This is a genomic window from Knoellia locipacati (genome assembly GCF_007992835.1).
GTDB classification, from domain to species: domain Bacteria; phylum Actinomycetota; class Actinomycetes; order Actinomycetales; family Dermatophilaceae; genus Knoellia; species Knoellia locipacati.
On the sequence record NZ_BKBA01000004.1, the window covers coordinates 283,185 to 300,399 of the forward strand.

A 17,215-nucleotide genomic window follows, 5' to 3' on the forward strand; every position below is an offset into this window, starting at 1 on the left:
ATGGAGCGCACGAGCCCGGGGTCCGACACCGCGGTGAACGCCGGGTGACACCTTGTCGACGGGCCGGGCGCACGGTAGGCAGGAGGCATGTACCTCGAGAACGTCGTCGTCGACGCCCGCGATCCGCGCCGCCTCGGACGGTTCTGGGAGGCGTTGCTCGGCTGCTCGACCCTCACCGACGAGGACGCGAGCTACGAGACCCGGCTCGAGGTCCCGGACGGACCCTCGCTCGACCTGTGCTTCGAGCTCGTCACCGAGCCACCCCGGCCGAGCCCGCGGCTGCACCTCGAGGTCTCCGGCGGGGAGGCGCAGGAGCAGGCGGCCGTCGTCGAGCGCGCCCTCTCGCTCGGCGCCCGCCACCTCGACATCGGACAGCGCGACGTGCCCTGGGTCGTCCTCGCCGACCCCGAGGGCAACCCGTTCTGCGTCATGGAGGCGCGCCCGGAGTATGCCGTGTCAGGGCCATTGTCGTCGTTGCCGCTCGACAGCGCCGACGTCGAGCGCGACCTCGCCTTCTGGTCCGAGCTGTCCGGGTGGGTGCCGGTCGACAGTGCCATGCCCGGGGCGCTGCGCCACGGGAGCGGGCGTGGGCCGCTGCTCGAGCTGTGCCCCGAGCCGCGGGCGAAGGACCCCTCGCTCAAGAACCGGGTCCACCTCGACATCCGGCTCGAGACCGGCGACGACGCCGACGAGACCGCCCAGCGGGTGCTCGACCTCGGCGGTGGGCACTACGAGCACGACTGGGGCGACCTGCCGTGGCAGGTCATGACCGACCCGTCCGGCAACGAGATGTGCCTGCTGCCGGCCCGGCGCCCACCGCTCAGCGGCTGAGCAGGACCCCCGTGCGCAGCAGCTCGTCGAGCCGCTCGCGCACGAGCCGGTCGGCGTCGGGGTGCTCGCCGAGCGCGGCGACCACCGCCTCGACGGCCTCGTCGACGCCGATCCCGGCCTCGGCGGCGGTCCAGACGACCTCCCCGACCGGGCCCAGGCGGACGACGTCCTCGCCCACGAGCACGACCGAACCGCCCTCGCCGTGGAGGGCGTCATGCCACGGTGCCCGGGTCAGGGTGCCCGCAGGACGCGGCGCGTGGGTGTCCGCGTGCGTGGTGGATCCCGGCGTCGTGGTCCACGGCTCGCGGGGCGGGCGCTCGCGGTCCTCGAGCAGGTCCCGCACGAGGTCGACGCAGTGCGCGATCTCGCCGTAGCGCAGGACGTACGGCCCGTCCGACCGGCTCAGCAGCTCGGCCAACCGGTGCAGCGGGCGGTCGAGCAGCGTCAGCGACGACGACTGCGCGATGACCGCGATCGCCGCGTCGACCAGGGGGAGCGGGGCGAGCTCCGGCACCTCTCGTACCGGGTCGCGTTCGAGGACGACGACCGCTTGCAGGTATGCCGTCCCGCCCACCTCCCGCAGCCCGAGGGCGTCGGGACCCTCCTCGTGCTTGTCCCACGGGGCGCCGGGGTCGGTGACCACCGACACCGGCTTCGGATAGGGCGAGACGATGCCGTCGGGCTCGACCGCCACCGTCTCGTCGCTGAGGTAGCCGAGCTCGCGGCCCAGCACCAGGGCCGCTGTGGACTTGCCCGCGCCCGACGGCCCGACGAGCGCCACGGCGCGCCCCCGCGACTCGAGGCCGGCGGCGTGGAGCAGCACCGCCGTGCCGCGCCGACGGCGGAGGGAGGCCAGCGTGATCGCGCGCGAGACGGCATACGGGTCCGGGTCGGTGACGACGAAGGGCTCGACGCCGGCGGCGGACCCGTCGACGCCCGGGACGCGGCACCGCGCCCAGAGCCGGTCGAGGCGCTCGCGGGCGGCCGGGACGAGCGCGGACGTGTCGAGGGTCCACCGGGCACCGAAGGCGTCGAGCACCCGGTCCGCGTCCACCTGTGCGTCGTCGACCACCGCCGCATCCTCGCAGCCGGAGGCTCTTGCGTCGGGGCCGTGGTCGCGGGTGATACTGGCCCCGACGTTTGGATCGAGGAGAGCGCATGATCGACATCAAGGCCGGTTCGCACCCGCACGAGGACCTGCTGAGCGACGTCTCCGGTGTCCTCGCGTCGGTGGACGAGCTGAGCGACTACCTCACGCGGGTCGTGAACGCGGTCCGCACCCACGTCACGGGCTGCGACGAGGTCGGCGTGACCCTGCTCGTCGACGGCCGCGCGAGCACCGCGGCCTACACGACCGTGACGACGCTCGAGATCGACGCCGTGCAGTACCAGCTCGACCAGGGCCCCTGCCTCGAGGCCGCGCGCGAGCGCACCGAGGTCGTCGCCACCATCGGGGCGGACGGCGACGCCGACGAGCGGTGGCCGCTCTTCGCCGAGGCCGTGCGCCAGGACGGGATGCGCTCGCTCATGGCGCTGCCCCTGCTCAGCGGTGCCCAGTGCGTGGGCGCGCTCAACCTCTACGGCACCGTGCCCCACGCCTTCGACGCGTTCGAGGCCTCGCTCGCGCGGGTCGCCGCCGCCCGTGCCGCCGACGCGATCGTCGCGGTGACCGAGCTCGACGGGGCGAGGCGCCTCGCCGGCCAGCTCGAGCAGGCGATGGCCAACCGGGCCGTCATCGAGCAGGCCAAGGGGGTGCTCATGGCGCTGCGCGGGATCGACGAGCACGCTGCCTTCGACTGGCTGCGCACCTCCTCGCAGGCTCGCAACGTCAAGGTCAAGGTGCTCGCCGAGCAGGTCGTGGCCGGGGTGACCGGGCGGGCCGAGGCGACGGCGACCGAGGCCGACACCGCCACCGGCTGACTCGGGCCGCCCAGCCGCGTCGGGGTCGCCCACTACAGTCGGTGCATGGCCCGTCCCCACCTCGCCGCGCTGATGGAGGACGCGTGGAACCGCCGCAAGAGCGACACCCTGCGCGAGCGCGGCTGGGGCACCAAGATCGTCCCGCACACCGGCTACGGCAGCGTCGGCTTCGTCCGGGTGCTTGCGCGGGTCCTCATGTCGCGCGACCCGATGCGCGCTGCCTCGGGTGACGCCGCCGGCAGCGTCCAGTCGCTGAGGTCGGCCGAGGAGGAGACCCGCGGGTGGCGGGCATTCGTCACCTCGCCCGCGATCGACGTGCCGGTGACGATCCGGATCGGCGAGCGCGAGATCGACGGTCGCACCGACCGGTCGGGGCTGGTCGACATCGTCGTCCACGGGCACGGGCTCGGCCCCGGGTGGCACCAGGTCGAGATCAGCTCGCCGCTGGCCCGCCCCCGCACCGCCTCGGTGCTCATCATCGGCACCCGCCAGACCTTCGGGCTCGTGAGCGACATCGACGACACCGTGCTCTCGACGTCGCTGCCGCGCCCGGTCATCGCCGCATGGAACACCTTCGTCAAGGCCGAGGGCACGCGCAGCCCGGTGCCGGGGATGGCGACGTTCTATCGCGAGCTCATGGACTCGCACCCGGGCATGCCCGTCATCTACCTGTCGACCGGCGCGTGGAACACCGCGCCGTCGCTCACCCGGTTCCTGCGACGCAACGGCTACCCGCCGGGCCCGATGCTGCTCACCGACTGGGGGCCGACGCACACGGGGTGGTTCCGGTCGGGGCAGGACCACAAGCGGTCGGCCCTCGCCCGCCTCGCCCGCGAGCTGCCGCACGTCAAGTGGCTGCTCGTCGGCGACGACGGGCAGAACGACCCCAAGCTCTACACCGAGTTCGCGGCCCGACGCCCGGACTCGGTGCGCGCCATCGCCATCCGCCAGCTGAGCGTCGGCGAGCAGGTCCTCTCGCACGGCCTCCCGGTCGCCAACGACGACCTCGCGCCCGCTCCGACGCAGGACATCGCGGCGCCGGTCGTGCGGGCCCACGACGGCTATGCGTTGTCACGGCTCGTCGCGCCCATCCTCGACGGTGACGTCGCCGATCCCGAGGCCGGCGCCAGGGCGCTCGAGGCCTCCGACATGTGGGGAGTGTGAAGCCATGCCCGAGCTGCCCGAGGTCCAGGCGCTCGTCGACTTCCTCGCGTCGCGCACGGCCGACCTGGCCGTGACCGGCGTCGAGCTCGGGTCGATCTCGGTGCTCAAGACGTTCAACCCGCCACCCGAGGCGCTCGTCGGGGCGCCGGTCGACTCGGTGTCGCGGCACGGCAAGTTCCTCGACCTCGACTGCGGTGGCACGCACCTCGTCTTCCACCTCGCCCGCGCCGGGTGGCTGCGCTGGTCCGAGTCGCTGTCGCAGACGCGGCTGCGGCCGGGCAAGTCACCCATCGCGCTGCGGGTGCGCATGTCCGACGGGTCCGGCTTCGACCTCACCGAGGCCGGGACCAAGAAGTCGCTCGCGGCATACATCGTGTCCTCGCCCGACGAGGTGCCCGGGATCGCCGCCCTGGGCCCCGACCCGCTCGCGGACTCGTTCTCGCTCAGCGACTTCCGCGAGATCCTCGGCAGTCGCAACGCCCAGGTCAAGGGCGTCCTGCGCGACCAGCACATCATCGCCGGGGTGGGCAACGCCTACTCCGACGAGATCCTCCACGTCGCCAAGCTGTCGCCCTTCGCGATGGCGGCCAAGCTCGACGACGAGCAGACCGAACGCCTGTATGCCGCGTTGCGCGAGACCCTGTCCGCTGCGGTCCTCGCCGCGTCGGGCAAGCCCGCGGCCGAGCTCAAGGACGCCAAGCGCCAGGGAATGCGGGTCCACGGCCGGACGGGTCAGGTCTGCCCCGAGTGCGGCGACACGGTGCGTGAGGTGTCGTTCGCCGACTCCTCGCTGCAGTACTGCGCGACCTGCCAGACCGGGGGCAAGCCGCTCGCCGACCGGCGCACGAGCAAGTTCCTCAAATAGCCATCGCGGGGGCCCAGCATTATCGGGTGACCCGATAATGCTGGGCTCGACCCGAGTCGGCAGGTCGGGTCGAGCGCGACAAAGTCGGGTCGAGTGACGGCCTGCGCGGTTCTTGGTGCGGCCCAGACGCACGGTTCACCCGATCGCCGCCTGAGCGCCGTTCGCCGGTCGCGCTGCGCCGCAAGGGTGTTCGTCATGGACACCACTCGCCGTTCTGCCCTGCGCACCGGTCTCGTCGTCGGGTCGGCCGCACTCGTCGCCGGAGCCGCGACCGCCGCCGGCGCCGCGCCCCGTGCCGACGCCCGGCCCACCGCGGCCGCCGTCATCCCCCGCTCGGACCCCTTCACGCTCGGCGTCGCGAGCGGCGACCCGGAGTCCGACGGCTTCGTCATCTGGACCCGTCTCGCGCTCGACCCGCTCGCGGCAGACGGGCTGGGAGGTATGCCGTCCTCGCGCTTCCAGCTCAACTGGCAGGTCGCGACGGACGAGCGGTTCGCGAACGTCGTGAAGGCCGGGTCCGTGACGGCCGACCCTGCGTGGGCCCACTCGGCGCACGTCGAGGTGCGTGGGCTCCGGCCGGCGCGCGAGTACTGGTACCGCTTCCGCCTCGGCCCGCACCTCTCACGGTCGGGGCGCGCCCTCACGACACCGGCCCCCGGCTCGTCGCCGTCGTCGCTGCTCATGGCGTTCGCGTCCTGCTCGAACCTCCCCGCGGGGTGGTTCACGGCCTACCGCCACCTCGCCGAGGAGCGCCCCGACCTCATCCTTCACCTCGGCGACTACCAGTACGAGGGCGGCGGCACCGGCATCGGCCGCACCCACGCCGGCCCGGAGACCAAGACCCTGGCCGGCTACCGGCAGCGCCACGCGCAGTACAAGACCGACCTCGACCTCCAGGAGGCGCACGCCGCCGCGCCGTGGCTCGTCGTGTGGGACGACCACGAGGTCGACAACAACTACGCCGACGACCTCGCCGACCGCCCCGTCGAGCAGCCCGGGTTCCTCGAGAGGCGCGCCGCGGCATACCGGGCGTACTACGAGAACATGCCGCTGCGACGACGCTCGGTCCCCGCGGGCCCCGACCTCGACCTCTACCGCCGCAGCGCGTGGGGCGACCTCGCGACGCTGCACATGATGGACACCCGCCAGTACCGGTCCGACCAGGCATGCGGCGACGGCTACAAGGACTGCCCGGCCGCCGACGACCCGGCGCGCTCGCTTCCCGGGCTCGAGCAGGAGAAGTGGTTGCTCGACGGGTTCCGCGACTCGAGTGCCCGCTGGGACATCCTCGGCCAGCAGGTGTTCTTCGGGCGGCGCGACAACGACCCGACCGCCGCGACGACCGTGTCGATGGACGCGTGGGACGGCTACCGCGCCTCGCGCCAGCGCATCACCCAGGGCTGGGTCGACGCCGACGTCCGCAACCCCGTCGTCCTCACCGGTGACGTCCACGCCCACTGGGCCAGCGACCTCTACCTCGACTACGACGAGGCCGCCAGCGCCAAGCCGGTCGGGTCCGAGCTCATCACCTCGTCGATCACGTCGGGCGGCAACGGCTACGACGAGGCCGACGGCGCCCACCCGTGGGCGGCGTGGAACCCGAACCTGCGGTTCTGGACCAACCTGCGCGGCTACGTCTCGACGACGATCACCCCGACCGAGATGACCGCCCGGTTCCGGTGCGTGCCCCAGGTGACGACGCCCGGCGCCGACGTGTTCACCCGGGCGACCTTCGTCCTCGAGGACGGCGTGCGGGGGCTCCAGCAGGAGCAGGCTGCGCCGCAACGGCAGCTGCGCTCGTCGCGCACCGACGAGCAGAAGGTCGCCGACACCATCGCCGCCGAGACGCACGCCGACTGATGCGACAGGCGCTCGGGCGTGCACCTCAAGTACCGTCGGAGGCATGAGCCAGTTCCCCCAGGTCCAGCCGTCCGACCTCGCCGACGACGCCGTCCTCCTCGACATCCGCGAGCAGGACGAGTGGGACCGCGGCCACGCCCCGGGAGCCGTGCACATCCCGATGAGCGAGCTGCCGGCCCGCGTCGACGAGCTCGCGCCGTTCCTCGAGCGCGACGAGACCGTCGTCGTCACCTGCCGCAGCGGCGGTCGGGTGGCGCGCACCCTGCCGTGGCTCGAGCAGCAGGGCTACGAGGTCGCGAACCTCGACGGTGGCATGCGCGCCTGGCACGCCGCCGGCAAGGAGATGCAGACCTCCGACGGCAGCGACCCGCAGGTCCCCTGAGCCGCCCGCTCTCAACAGCCGGGTATGCCGTGGGGCACCGTTCACGCGAACGGTGCCCCACGGCATACCTGCTCCTTCTCCGGTCACACCCGGAAGCGCGAGAACACCTCGTACATGAAGTCGGTGCCCGTCGCGAGGGCCTCGACGAAGATGCGCTCGTCGTTGCCGTGCATCCCGATGAGCTGGTCGTTGTCGATGACGTAGGGGTAGACGCCGTAGCCCGGGATGCCCTTCTCGCGCCACGGGCCAAGGCTCGTGCCCGCCTCGAAGAGCGCCGGGGTGAAGACCGCCTCCGGGTAGGTCTTGACCGCGGCCTGTGAGATCCCGCTGAACAGAGGGGTCTTGACGTCGGCCGGTGGGGTGGCCCACCGCTTGTCGAGCGCGGCGAGCGTCTGCTCCTCGGTCTCGCCCTCGGCACCCGCGAGGGTCACCTCGATGTCGCGCTCGTCCATGAGCCTGCGGATCGACGCGAGGAAGTCACGCGGCTTCTGCCCGCCGGGGATCCCGCGGCAGTTGACCCGGACGTGGGCCTCGGACGGGATGACGTTCTCCTTGTAGCCAGCGTCCTCGATGACGAAGGCCATCGTCGTGCGCAGCAGCGCCGAGTGGAGGTAGGGGTAGTCGGAGAGCCTGACGACCAGGGCGGCGGCGCGCTCGAGGGACCGCTGGCTGCGGGCCTTGAGCATGAGGCGCAGCGCGCTCCTGAGCTTGCGGTCGTCGGTGGCGCGGGCGAGCGCCTCGAAGTAGGCGCGCGTGACGTCGGTGAGCGCCACGGGCGCCTTGTGGTCGCCGAGCTCGGACACCGCTCGGGAGAGGCCGACGATCGCCGAGTCCGGCATCGGCTTGCTCGAGTGGGTCGCGGTGCCGCGGGCGCGCAGGTCGAGGTTGAAGTAGACCTTGTCCTGGCGGGTGACGGTGATGAGCATCGGTGTCGTGCCGTCGGACTGGGCGAGGAACCACCCGCCCTCGGTGAGCACCATCCCGCAGTCGAGCTTGTCCCAGTGCTCCTTCGCGAGCCAGCCCGAGCCGTAGCTCCCGGCCTCCTCGTCGCAGTCGGTGAGGACGATGATGTCGCGGTCGAACTCGGCGCCCTGGGAGAGGTGACGGAGCAGGGCGGAGACCGAGGCGGCGTTCGCGCCCTTCATGTCGAGGGCGCCACGGCCGTAGATCTCGCCGTCCTTGACGGTGCCCGTGAACGGGTCGACGCTCCAGTTCTCCCGCTCGACCGGCACGACGTCGGAGTGGCCGAGCAGGAGCAGCGGCTTCTCCTTCGAGCCGGCCTTCCCCGGGATCCGCGCGATGAGGTGGACGTTGTCGGGCTGCGGTGTCGCGATGATCTCGGCGGGCACCCCGGCCGCGTCCCACACCGACTTGAGCCACTCCGCGTGCGGCCGAGTGTTGCCACCCTTGCCGAAGTTCTGGGTGTCGAACGAGAGCATCTTCTTGAGCAGGGCGAGGGGGTCGGCCGGTGCCGCGGCCGACCTGGCGCCGCGTCGCGAGGCGGCGGCAGGGCCGGTCCCCAGCTGTGAGCCCGCGGTGGTGGCGAGGGCGGCGAGCCCCGCGACCCCGCCGACGCCGGCGACGAACTTGCGCCGGTCGACCTGTGCTCCGGAACCTTCTGGGCGAACCATGGACTACTCCGATCAGACGACGACGTGCTGACCGATCTGACCTTTCTGGGTTACGTCCGGGTAGTCACCGACCGGGTCCGCCGACGTCGACCAAGGGCGGGTTTTGTGACCCGACCGGTCGCTTGGCTGCGGTGACCGGTCGTCCTCGGGCTCGGGCGTCCAGCGACTGACATCCGGGCCGGTCCGGAAACCGCAGCGGATTCGCAGCGAAATCGCAGCGGTGTCGCCGACTCTTCGCCTCGAAGGGCGGTGCGCCGCGCGTTGAGGGGGCGGCGCGGCGCACCGCCCAGCGTCGTGCGGACGTGCGACGACGGCACCGGGCGCGACACGGCATACGACGTTATCTGGATGTATGCCGTCCGCCCTAGAGATGCGGATACGGTGCGATCGTGGACCCGATCCGTAACCCCTACGCCCCCGGCGCCGGCCAGCGCCCGCCCGAGCTCGCCGGTCGCGACGAGCAGCTCGACGCCTTCGAGGTCGTCCTCGAACGCGTGCGGCGGGGTCGCCCCGAACGCTCGATCGTGCTCACCGGACTGCGCGGCGTCGGCAAGACGGTGCTGCTCAACGCGCTGCGGTCAGCCGCTGTTCGCGCCAAGTGGGGGACCGGCAAGCTCGAGGCGCGACCCGACCAGTCGCTGCGCCGTCCCCTGTCGTCGGCGCTGCACCAGGCGGTGCGCGAGCTCGGCCACCCCAGCGACCACGAGGTCCAGCACGTCCTCGGCGTTATCAAGGCCTTCGCCCAGCGCGACGCTCCGTCGGGGGCCAAGCTGCGCGAGCGCTGGAACCCGGGCATCGACGCACCGGCCGCCTCGGGACGTGCCGACTCCGGCGACATCGAGATCGACCTCGTCGAGCTGCTCACCGACATCGGCGGGCTCGCCGCCGACACCGGTCGCGGGATCGCGGTGTTCATCGACGAGATGCAGGACCTGGGGCCCGACGACGTGTCGGCGCTGTGTGCGGCCTGCCACGAGATCTCGCAGTCGGGCTTGCCGGTCATCGTCGTCGGGGCCGGCCTGCCGCACCTTCCGGCGGTGCTCTCGGCGTCGAAGTCGTACTCGGAGAGGCTCTTTCGCTACTCGCGCATCGACCGGCTCCCGCGTGCGGCGGCGGACGCGGCGCTGGTCGTGCCCGCCGAGGAGGAGGGTGCGGCCTACGAGAAGGACGCCCTCGACGCGATGTATGCCGCGACCGGCGGCTACCCGTACTTCATCCAGGCCTACGGCAAGGCGGCTTGGGACCGTGCCCCTGCGTCGCCGGTGACCGCCGACGACGTGCGGGTCGCCGCCCCCGAGGCGGAGGCGGAGCTCGCCGTCGGGTTCTTCGGGTCGCGGTTCGAGCGGGCGACGCCGGGGGAGCGCGAGTACCTCCGGGCGATGGCCGACGTCGCGGTCGCCATCGCCGAGGGTGGGGTCGAGGAGCTCGACGACATCGAGTCGGTCCCCACGGCCGATGTGGCGTCACAGCTCGGCCGCAAGCCCCAGTCGCTGTCGCCGGCGCGGGACGCCCTGCTCAAGAAGGGGCTCATCTACTCGGGCGAGCGCGGTCGGATCGCGTTCACCGTGCCGCACTTCGGTCGCTACCTGCGCGAGCAGACCGCCTGACCGAGGGCTCTCACCGCAGGGCGGCGTTGCCGCACCGGGACGTCAGGGATGGCGCGGACGAGTCGCATCGCCGGGGAAGCCGAACTGCGTCCTCACCCCGGGACTGAACGCCACGTGGTCCGGAGCACGCGAAGCGAGGTCCGGAAGGCCCACCGAGGCCATGAGCTCGTCGTCGAGCGCCAGCACCTCCGCTTCGCGCAGCGGCCAGGGCTCGTGGTGGTTGGGGACGTACCGCGTCCGGCCCCAGGCCGAGACGTGCAGGCCCCACCGGGCGCTCACGAACTCGTCGAGAGTGGTGGGCTGGCGGGGGGCGCCGGCACGCACCACGATGTGGCTGCGCGCGCGTGACCCGGGGGCCCGCAGCCGCGCGTCGTAGGAGTGGACGTCGCCGCTGCGCCCGTGCCGCATGCGAGCCCAGCGGTAGGGCAGCGCGAACGCCGCCCGCGCGCCGACCACGACCGCCGCCCGGTCGGCGTCGAGGCTGAGGAACACGATCCCGCGGCGGCCGGTCTCGTCCACCGAGTAGAGCCGGACGTTGGTCTCGAGGAACGAGCCGAGCCACGGCACGCCCGGCCCGCGGGCAATTCCGGCTCCCACCATCCGGAAGGGGATGAGCCCGACGTAGGTGACGCCGTCGATCGTGTCCGGGCGGACCCCTGGTGGCATCCGCTGCGCGACCAGGTCCGGATCGACCGCCCAGTGCAGGAACGTCAGGTCTCTCCACTGCTGGGTCATCATCACCGAACCGACCAGCTCCGGAGCCGTCGACGAGACGGGCTCGATCCCTGCGCGGTCCACGTCCCCATCGTAGGGATGAGCCGCTCGCGCGCGTCGAGAACGCGTCATCGGCTCCGTCCTCGAGGTGCCGGCACCACGACACTGACGGAGGATGGCACCCATGGGACGGATTCGACTGTTCGACCACGTCGGGATCACGGTCTCCGACCTCGACGCGGCTGCCACCTTCTTCGAGAGCCTCGGTTTCGAGCGCGAGAACCGCATGGCGATGGAGGGCGAGTTCGTCGACACGGTCATCGGCATCCCCGGCTCCCGCAGCGAGATCCTCACGCTGCGGCTGCCGGGAGGCGGGACGAGCATCGAGCTCTCGTGCTTCGTCCACCCCGAGCACACGACGGGCACGGCTGCACCGATGTCGACCGAGATCGGGATCCGCAACCTCTGCTTCGAGGTCGAGGACCTGCACGAGATCGTTGAGCGGCTCGGGCGGTCCGGCTACGGGCTCGTCGGAGGGATCGGCGAGTGGCAGGGCGCCTGGCGGATGACCTATGTGCGCGGGCCCGACGGGATCATCGTCGCCCTGGCCGAGAACGTCAGCTGACGCGTCCTGCCGGGACAGGCGCAGCCCGCGGACGCCTCAGTCGTCCATCGCCTCGATGCCGAGCTCGGACAGCTCGGCGACCCGGGCGCGCATCTGCTGCACCGTCTCGTCGCTCGGGAAGGTGAGCCCGGTGACCTCCTCGAGGACGCGCAGCGGCTCGGTCGTGCGGTAGGAGCGGGTCGGGTTGCCGGGGAACCGCTTGTCGGTGACGTTGGGGTCGTCGACGATCGTGCCGACCGGCTCGACGCGGTAGACGCGCGGCGGACCGTCGCCGCGGGCCAGGGCGGCAGCGAGCGGCGCGCCGTCGCGCGAGGCGGTGAGGTAGATGTGGTTGGACCGCTTGCCGGAGCCGTAGTTCGTCCCCCAGCCGGGTGTGAGCAGGTCGCCCGGGGCGAGGTCGGCGCGCGTGCCGTGGAAGAACGGACCTTGGTCGTCGACGACGCGTGGGGTCGGTGCGGGGTCGCGCAGCAGGCTGTCGAGCTGGGCCATGAGGACGCTGATCCGGTTGCGCCCCTTCGGTGCTCGCGGGTAGCGCGACAGGACGTCGAGCAGCTCGGGCGTCGCCCGTCTCGCGGCGGCCGTGATGACGTACTCGGCGACGACCTTGTCCTCGCCCCGCGCGATCTCGGCAGCACGTGCCGCGTGGGCCGCCGCTCCGAGGATGTGTCGCAGCTGGGTCGCCTTCGCAAGCGGATGCAGGTATGCCGCGGCAGCAGCATCGCCCGCGGCCGTCGCCGCGTGCCCTGCGGCGTCGTCGGGCGCGTCCTTCGCCGCCCGGTGCGCCTCGGTCGCGGTGGTGCGCTGCAGGCGTGAGCGCGGAGCCCCGTCGACGAAGATGCGCGCGGCCTCGAGCGCCGCTGCGGGCCGGGAGTCCAGCGGACTGGCCCGCTCGAAGAGGACGAGGACCGGCTCGGCGCACGTCACGGCATACCGGACGACCTCCCGCAGCTCGTCGGTCGTCAGCTCGAAGTCCCCCGAGGTGCTCACGCCCGCGAGTCTGGCACGGGTGTGCGTCAGTTCGCCTCGCTCCGTATGCCGTGCAGGCGGGCGTGGAGGGACCGGACCTCGTCCTCGAGCTCGGGTGCGGGGCCGTCGACGACGATCCCCGGCGCGACCTGCTGCACGGAGAGCGGCAGGACGGGCGCCGGCGCGACGCCCCAGTCGCGAAGCCAGCCGATGAGCTGCTCGGTGGACACGGCATACGCGATGCGTCCCAGCCCGACCCACGCGTGGGCGGCGGAGCACATCGCGCAGTGCTCGCCTGACGTGTAGACCGTGCAGCCGGCACGGTCCGCGGGGTCGGTGTGGGACGCGGCCCAGCGCGCCAGCTCGAACTCGGGGTGACGCGTCTGGTCGCCGTCCTTGGTGCGGTTGCGGTCCTCGTGCAGGACGGTGCCGTGGGCGTCGACGAGCACCGAGCCGAACGGCTCGTCCCCCGCGTCCAGGGCCTCGCGCGCCAGCTCGACGCAGCGGCGCAGGTGGGTCAGGTCGGAGTCCTCGAGAGACATGCCGTCATCGTGGCAGACGTTGCGCCGGACGTGGCCGGGCGAAGACCGCCGCCCTCAGAAGTCGATGCACCCGCCACACCCGTCGCAGCCGTCGAGGACGTCCCCGTCGGGGATGACGTCGCCAATGCTCCCGGCGAAGCTCGACAGCGCCGAGCCCAGGCCCTCGAAGCCGTCGACCAGTGCGGTGAACGCGTCGTCGGGGACGAGGTCCCCGAGTGCGCCCAGGTCCGGGACGTCGAGGTCACCACCGAGGTCGACGAGCCCCGACATCAGCTGGAAGACGCCGGGGTCGAGCGCGCCGTCGACGGCCATGGCCAGGGCAGTCTCGGTGCCCTCCGCGATGCGGGCGGCTCGCAGGGCGTCTCCCAGGACGGAGGCGACGTGCGCAGCCACGCCGAAGGCGACGGCATACGGGAGCATCGACCTGACCTCTCCGGCAAGCTCTTCGCGTCGGAGCTGGTGGGCCTCCGCGGTGGCGAGGTACTTCTCGTAGCCGAGGGCCTGGATCCTGGCCGCCGAGCCCAGGGCCGTCCGCGGGGTGCGGCCCCGTCCGAGGCGCACGAGGAGCGCACCGCCCACACCCAGCCCGACGCCGAGTGGCACCCAGCGCCAGTGGTCGTCCGCCACGCCCGAGGCGACGCCGGCGACGGCCGCGCCCAGGACGAGGACCAGCCCGAGCGCCGCGAGCCAGCCGTTGCGGGAGCGGGGGTGCTTGGCGTACCACCCTCGGTCGACGACGGCGCGATAGACGGCGATCTCGGCCTCGCGCCACCGGTGGGCGACCTCGGCCTTGCGCAGCTCGCCCAGCCGCACCGACGGCGACCCGCCGAGGACGGCGTCGAGGAGGACGCGCTCGTGGGCGGCCATCGACGTCTCGTCGATCCCAGTCCGACTCACCCGCCAGTCGTCGCCCTCCCGCTCGAGGCTGACGATGCCGCGCAGGGCGAGGTCGACGAGGGTGGCGGTGAGGTCGCGACCGTGGACGACACCGTCGATGACGGTGCCGGACAGCGCTGGAGTCGACTCGTCGGGCACGTGGAAGCGCGGAGCGACCGAGCCCTTCCACTCGACACCTCGACGCACTCGCGCCGAGCCGTCACCCGAGCCGAGGCGGGGCACCTCTCCCGGAGTGACCTGGGTGAACACCTCGTCACGACGGCGCCACCGGAACCACAGGAGGGTGAGGGCGGCACCGACGAGGGGAACGAGGCCGCCGAGGACCTCGAGGGGCGTCACGTCGGCAGGCACGGGGGTCACTGTAGGGCCGCGTGTGGTCGAGCGCCTGCCGTCTTCGGTCGAGGGAGTGTCGTTGTCGCGTGTTCGCCTGCAGCAGAACGGAATTGGCGCCCAAAAAGGTTGTCATCGAACTGGTGTTCGGGTATCGTGCGGTCATGGATCCCCGCACCGCGACCGACGCCCGTCAGGGCCGGTATGCCGTGCTGCTGGAGTCCGCGCGCACCCTCACCACCGAGCAGCTCCTCGACGTCATCGAGGAGGCCCAGCGCGACAAGGACGCGGCCTGCGCGAGGCAGGCCGTCGCCCTGGCCCACCTGTCGGCGATCGAGCCGACGCGGCAGGAGGACGGCACCGAGGTCGAGGTCCACCACGGTCTGGGCCACCAGCGTCTCGACGCACCCGAGCTTGCTGCGCCGCGGATGGGCGTCTCGGTCCACGTCGCTGCGAACCGGGTCACCGACGCCATCCACCAGATGACCCGCACCCCCGCCGTGGTCGACGCGATGACCGCCGGCGAGCTCGACGAGCGCCGCGCCGCCGTCGTCACCGAGGAGACCGACATCCTCGATGCCGAGGACGCCGCGACAGTCGTCGACGCAGTGCGCCCGCACTGGGAGAGGCTCACCACCGGACCGCTGCGGCGGTTCGTCGCCCGCACCGTCGGCCGACTGTTCCCCGACGCCCTCGCCGACGAGGCCGAGCGGGCCCGTGACCGCCGCGTCCTGACCCGCGTCACGGGCGAGCACGGCGTCGACCAGTGGCGCGCCGACCTCCTCGTCGAGCAGTCGCGCCTCGCCTGGACCGCCGTCACCGAGCTCGCCCGCCAGCTCGTGCGCGACGGCAAGGCGGACAACCTCACCCAGGCCCGCGCCGACGCCATGGCCCAGCTCATCCTCGAGCACAGTGACGTCTCGGTCGTGCTCCATGCGACCCGGGCCGACGTCACGACCGGGTCGGTCCCTGAGCCCGCGTCTGTGCCCGAGTCCGGGTCCACGCCGTCGGACGCGCAGGCGGTGCCCGGCGCCGGACCCGACGACGGCTGGTGCGAGATCGGTGGCCTCGGGGCACCGGGCACGACGTTCGTCCCCGCCCGCTGGCTGGCCGCGGCCACCTCGACGGCGGCACCCGGCCTCACGTGCCACCCGGTCACCGGAGCCCTCACCGGCGGGGACGTCCCCGCCGGCCTCGCCACCGGGCGCGACCTCACGGGCACGTCCACCACGACCAGCGAGACCTACCGGATCCCCGCTGTCATGGCTCGGTTCGTCCGGCTGCGCGACGGAGGCTGCCGCTTCCCGGGCTGCTCGACACCGGCGCGCCAGTGCGACCTCGACCACGTCCGCCCCTGGCCCGCAGGACCGACCTCCCCGGCCAACCTCATCGCCCTCTGCCGCCGTCACCACCGCATCAAGCAGCGCGACGGCTGGACCCCGCGCCTCCACCCCGACGGGACCGTCGACTGGACCGACCCGACCGGTGCGCGCTCCACGACCTCCGCCGTCGACCACCTGCACCTGGGTGCCACCGCGCCCGCGTCGGGCGCCGGATCCGGGGACGCGTCATCAGCGGCCGCACGCACGCACCACCTCGACCTCAGCCCGCTCGACGACCAGCTCGCCGAGCTCCTCACCCTGCACGCCCGCACGCGACCTCACCGGCACCGAGCCGATGACGGCCTGCGCCCACCCCCTCGCGTCGACCGGCACTGGACCGACCTCGCCTTCGACCCGCCACCACGCGAGCCGCACCCGGACGTCATCCCCTTCTGACCGCGTCGGCCCCGGACGGCCTCGCTCCGGCCACTGCGGGCGCCGTCGAGGTGCGACAGTGAGTGCGTGACCGAGCACTCCGAGCACTCCGACGACTCCCAGGAGCAGGGCGGGGGCGAGAGCCTCTTCACGGTGCTGGTGGCGCTGGGCATGAACGTGCTCATCGCGATCGCCAAGTCGGTCGTCGGCGCGATCACCGGGTCCGCGTCCATGGTCGCCGAGGCCGCGCACTCGTGGGCGGACGCCGGCAACGAGGTGTTCCTCGTCATCGCCGAGCGCCGCGCCGCGCGCCCGGCCGACGCGAACCACCCGTGGGGCCACGGTCGCGAGGCCTACGTCTGGTCGATGTTCGCCGCCTTCGGCCTCTTCACCGCCGGGGCGATCGTCTCGATCTGGCACGGCGTCGACAGCCTGCGGTCCGGCGCGGAGGAGGAGGCCGACTACGTCTGGGCGTATGCCGTCCTCGCGATTGCGTTCGTCCTCGAAGGTGTGTCGTTCCTCCAGGCCCGCCGGCAGACCCGGGCGACGGCTCGCCGCTTCGGCCTCTCGACCCTGCCGTTCATCATCCGCACGTCGAACCCGACGCTGCGCGCGGTGTTCTTCGAGGACGCCGCGGCGCTGCTCGGCATCGTCATCGCCGCGGCCGGCATCGGGATGCACGAGCTCACCGGTGACGCCCGCTGGGATGCCGTGGGGTCCATCGCGGTCGGCCTCCTGCTCGGGGCCCTCGCGATCTTCCTCATCGGGCGCAACCGCGACTTCCTCGTCGGTCAGGCCGGGTCGGCGGACCTTCGGCTCGGGGCGCTCGAGCACCTCCTCGCCCAGTCGGGCGTCGAGCGGGTCACCTACCTGCACCTGGAGTTCGTCGGGCCGGGGCGGATGCTCCTCGTCGCCGCCGTCGACCTCGTCGGCGACGACACCGAGCGGCAGGTGGCGACGCGGCTGCACGAGCTGTCCGACGCGGTGACCGAGCAGGAGCTCGTCGTGGACGCCATCATCACGCTGTCGCGACCCGACGACAGCTCGCTCGACCCGGCAGCACTGCGGGGCGCCCGGGAGTGACATCGGGTGTCGGGGATCCGGGCCCACACCCACACCGGTGC

General features: G+C 72.7%; 16 protein-coding genes and 1 pseudogene. 10 read left to right on the forward strand and 7 right to left on the reverse strand.

Annotated features, from left to right (window positions below):
- The first annotated feature begins 87 nt into the window (after window positions 1-87).
- Complete coding sequence (locus KLO01_RS07135; RefSeq protein WP_147063582.1) at window positions 88-831, forward strand: VOC family protein; 744 nt, start codon at window positions 88-90, stop codon at window positions 829-831.
- On the opposite strand, the gene KLO01_RS07140 is transcribed toward KLO01_RS07135, so the two are convergent.
- Window positions 821-1,903 (reverse strand): hypothetical protein, encoded by a 1,083-nt coding sequence (locus tag KLO01_RS07140; RefSeq protein ID WP_147063584.1) that lies wholly within the window; start codon window positions 1,901-1,903, stop codon window positions 821-823. The two genes, KLO01_RS07135 and KLO01_RS07140, sit on opposite strands and share 11 nt — an antisense overlap.
- Before the next feature lie 86 nt (window positions 1,904-1,989).
- Here KLO01_RS07140 and KLO01_RS07145 point away from each other — a divergent pair, with 86 nt between their 5' ends.
- The 5 genes from KLO01_RS07145 to KLO01_RS07165 all read left to right on the forward strand — a co-directional run bounded on the left by KLO01_RS07145 (window position 1,990) and on the right by KLO01_RS07165 (window position 7,022).
- Entirely contained in the window at window positions 1,990-2,751 is a 762-nt protein-coding gene (locus tag KLO01_RS07145) for a GAF and ANTAR domain-containing protein (RefSeq protein ID WP_147063586.1), read from the forward strand.
- A 45-nt stretch (window positions 2,752-2,796) separates the two neighbouring features.
- Complete coding sequence (locus KLO01_RS07150; RefSeq protein ID WP_147063588.1) at window positions 2,797-3,915, forward strand: App1 family protein phosphatidate phosphatase; 1,119 nt, start codon at window positions 2,797-2,799, stop codon at window positions 3,913-3,915.
- A 4-nt stretch (window positions 3,916-3,919) separates the two neighbouring features.
- Window positions 3,920-4,780, forward strand: a complete 861-nt coding sequence (locus tag KLO01_RS07155) for an Fpg/Nei family DNA glycosylase (protein WP_147063591.1) — start codon at window positions 3,920-3,922, stop codon at window positions 4,778-4,780.
- Between the two features lie 195 nt (window positions 4,781-4,975).
- Window positions 4,976-6,640 (forward strand): alkaline phosphatase D family protein, encoded by a 1,665-nt coding sequence (locus KLO01_RS07160; protein WP_147063593.1) that lies wholly within the window; start codon window positions 4,976-4,978, stop codon window positions 6,638-6,640.
- 43 nt (window positions 6,641-6,683) lie between these two features.
- Window positions 6,684-7,022: a rhodanese-like domain-containing protein gene (locus tag KLO01_RS07165; protein WP_147063594.1), complete on the forward strand. Its 339-nt coding sequence runs from the start codon at window positions 6,684-6,686 to the stop codon at window positions 7,020-7,022.
- A gap of 83 nt (window positions 7,023-7,105) precedes the next feature.
- Here the strand turns inward: KLO01_RS07165 and KLO01_RS07170 are convergent, their stop codons facing one another.
- Window positions 7,106-8,653 carry a M20/M25/M40 family metallo-hydrolase gene (locus tag KLO01_RS07170; protein ID WP_147063596.1) on the reverse strand — a complete coding sequence of 516 codons (1,548 nt, stop codon included), beginning with the start codon at window positions 8,651-8,653 and terminating at the stop codon, window positions 7,106-7,108.
- Between the two features lie 389 nt (window positions 8,654-9,042).
- Here KLO01_RS07170 and KLO01_RS07175 point away from each other — a divergent pair, with 389 nt between their 5' ends.
- Window positions 9,043-10,260: an ATP-binding protein gene (locus KLO01_RS07175; RefSeq protein WP_147063598.1), complete on the forward strand. Its 1,218-nt coding sequence runs from the start codon at window positions 9,043-9,045 to the stop codon at window positions 10,258-10,260.
- 42 nt (window positions 10,261-10,302) lie between these two features.
- Here the strand turns inward: KLO01_RS07175 and KLO01_RS07180 are convergent, their stop codons facing one another.
- Window positions 10,303-11,058 (reverse strand): YqjF family protein, encoded by a 756-nt coding sequence (locus KLO01_RS07180; RefSeq protein WP_307725657.1) that lies wholly within the window; start codon window positions 11,056-11,058, stop codon window positions 10,303-10,305.
- 100 nt (window positions 11,059-11,158) lie between these two features.
- On the opposite strand from KLO01_RS07180, the gene KLO01_RS07185 reads away from it, so the two are divergent.
- Complete coding sequence (locus tag KLO01_RS07185; protein WP_147063600.1) at window positions 11,159-11,599, forward strand: VOC family protein; 441 nt, start codon at window positions 11,159-11,161, stop codon at window positions 11,597-11,599.
- Window positions 11,600-11,635: 36 nt separating this feature from the next.
- Here KLO01_RS07185 and arr read toward each other — a convergent pair whose 3' ends face one another.
- The 4 genes and pseudogenes from arr to KLO01_RS07200 form a co-directional block, all read right to left on the reverse strand.
- Entirely contained in the window at window positions 11,636-12,088 is a 453-nt protein-coding gene (gene arr / locus KLO01_RS17570; protein WP_222611949.1) for an NAD(+)--rifampin ADP-ribosyltransferase, read from the reverse strand.
- Between the two features lie 114 nt (window positions 12,089-12,202).
- Window positions 12,203-12,586, reverse strand: a pseudogene (locus tag KLO01_RS17575) (putative immunity protein); the annotation flags it as partial.
- Window positions 12,587-12,612: 26 nt separating this feature from the next.
- Entirely contained in the window at window positions 12,613-13,107 is a 495-nt protein-coding gene (locus KLO01_RS07195; protein WP_147063602.1) for a nucleoside deaminase, read from the reverse strand.
- Between the two features lie 54 nt (window positions 13,108-13,161).
- The gene (locus KLO01_RS07200) at window positions 13,162-14,355 is read right to left on the reverse strand and encodes a DUF2207 family protein (RefSeq protein WP_186827952.1); all 1,194 of its coding nucleotides are present in this window, start codon (window positions 14,353-14,355) and stop codon (window positions 13,162-13,164) included.
- A 143-nt stretch (window positions 14,356-14,498) separates the two neighbouring features.
- Between KLO01_RS07200 and KLO01_RS07205 the strand changes: the two genes are divergently transcribed.
- Together KLO01_RS07205 and KLO01_RS07210 are read left to right on the forward strand one after the other, a co-directional pair.
- Window positions 14,499-16,112: an HNH endonuclease signature motif containing protein gene (locus KLO01_RS07205; RefSeq protein WP_147063605.1), complete on the forward strand. Its 1,614-nt coding sequence runs from the start codon at window positions 14,499-14,501 to the stop codon at window positions 16,110-16,112.
- A 66-nt stretch (window positions 16,113-16,178) separates the two neighbouring features.
- Window positions 16,179-17,174 (forward strand): cation diffusion facilitator family transporter, encoded by a 996-nt coding sequence (locus KLO01_RS07210; protein ID WP_246136100.1) that lies wholly within the window; start codon window positions 16,179-16,181, stop codon window positions 17,172-17,174.
- Window positions 17,175-17,215 lie beyond the last annotated feature (41 nt).

Excerpts from the sequence above, each read along its gene's own strand:
- KLO01_RS07135 (WP_147063582.1), top strand. The coding sequence starts at position 88 with ATGTACCTCGAGAACGTCGTCGTCGACGCCCGCGATCCGCGCCGCCTC.
- KLO01_RS07145 (WP_147063586.1), top strand. The coding sequence starts at position 1,990 with ATGATCGACATCAAGGCCGGTTCGCACCCGCACGAGGACCTGCTGAGC.
- KLO01_RS07150 (WP_147063588.1), top strand. The coding sequence starts at position 2,797 with ATGGCCCGTCCCCACCTCGCCGCGCTGATGGAGGACGCGTGGAACCGC.
- KLO01_RS07155 (WP_147063591.1), top strand. The coding sequence starts at position 3,920 with ATGCCCGAGCTGCCCGAGGTCCAGGCGCTCGTCGACTTCCTCGCGTCG.
- KLO01_RS07160 (WP_147063593.1), top strand. The coding sequence starts at position 4,976 with ATGGACACCACTCGCCGTTCTGCCCTGCGCACCGGTCTCGTCGTCGGG.
- KLO01_RS07165 (WP_147063594.1), top strand. The coding sequence starts at position 6,684 with ATGAGCCAGTTCCCCCAGGTCCAGCCGTCCGACCTCGCCGACGACGCC.
- KLO01_RS07170 (WP_147063596.1), bottom strand. The coding sequence starts at position 8,653 with ATGGTTCGCCCAGAAGGTTCCGGAGCACAGGTCGACCGGCGCAAGTTC.
- KLO01_RS07185 (WP_147063600.1), top strand. The coding sequence starts at position 11,159 with ATGGGACGGATTCGACTGTTCGACCACGTCGGGATCACGGTCTCCGAC.
- arr (WP_222611949.1), bottom strand. The coding sequence starts at position 12,088 with ATGGCCCAGCTCGACAGCCTGCTGCGCGACCCCGCACCGACCCCACGC.
- KLO01_RS07195 (WP_147063602.1), bottom strand. The coding sequence starts at position 13,107 with ATGTCTCTCGAGGACTCCGACCTGACCCACCTGCGCCGCTGCGTCGAG.
- KLO01_RS07205 (WP_147063605.1), top strand. The coding sequence starts at position 14,499 with ATGGATCCCCGCACCGCGACCGACGCCCGTCAGGGCCGGTATGCCGTG.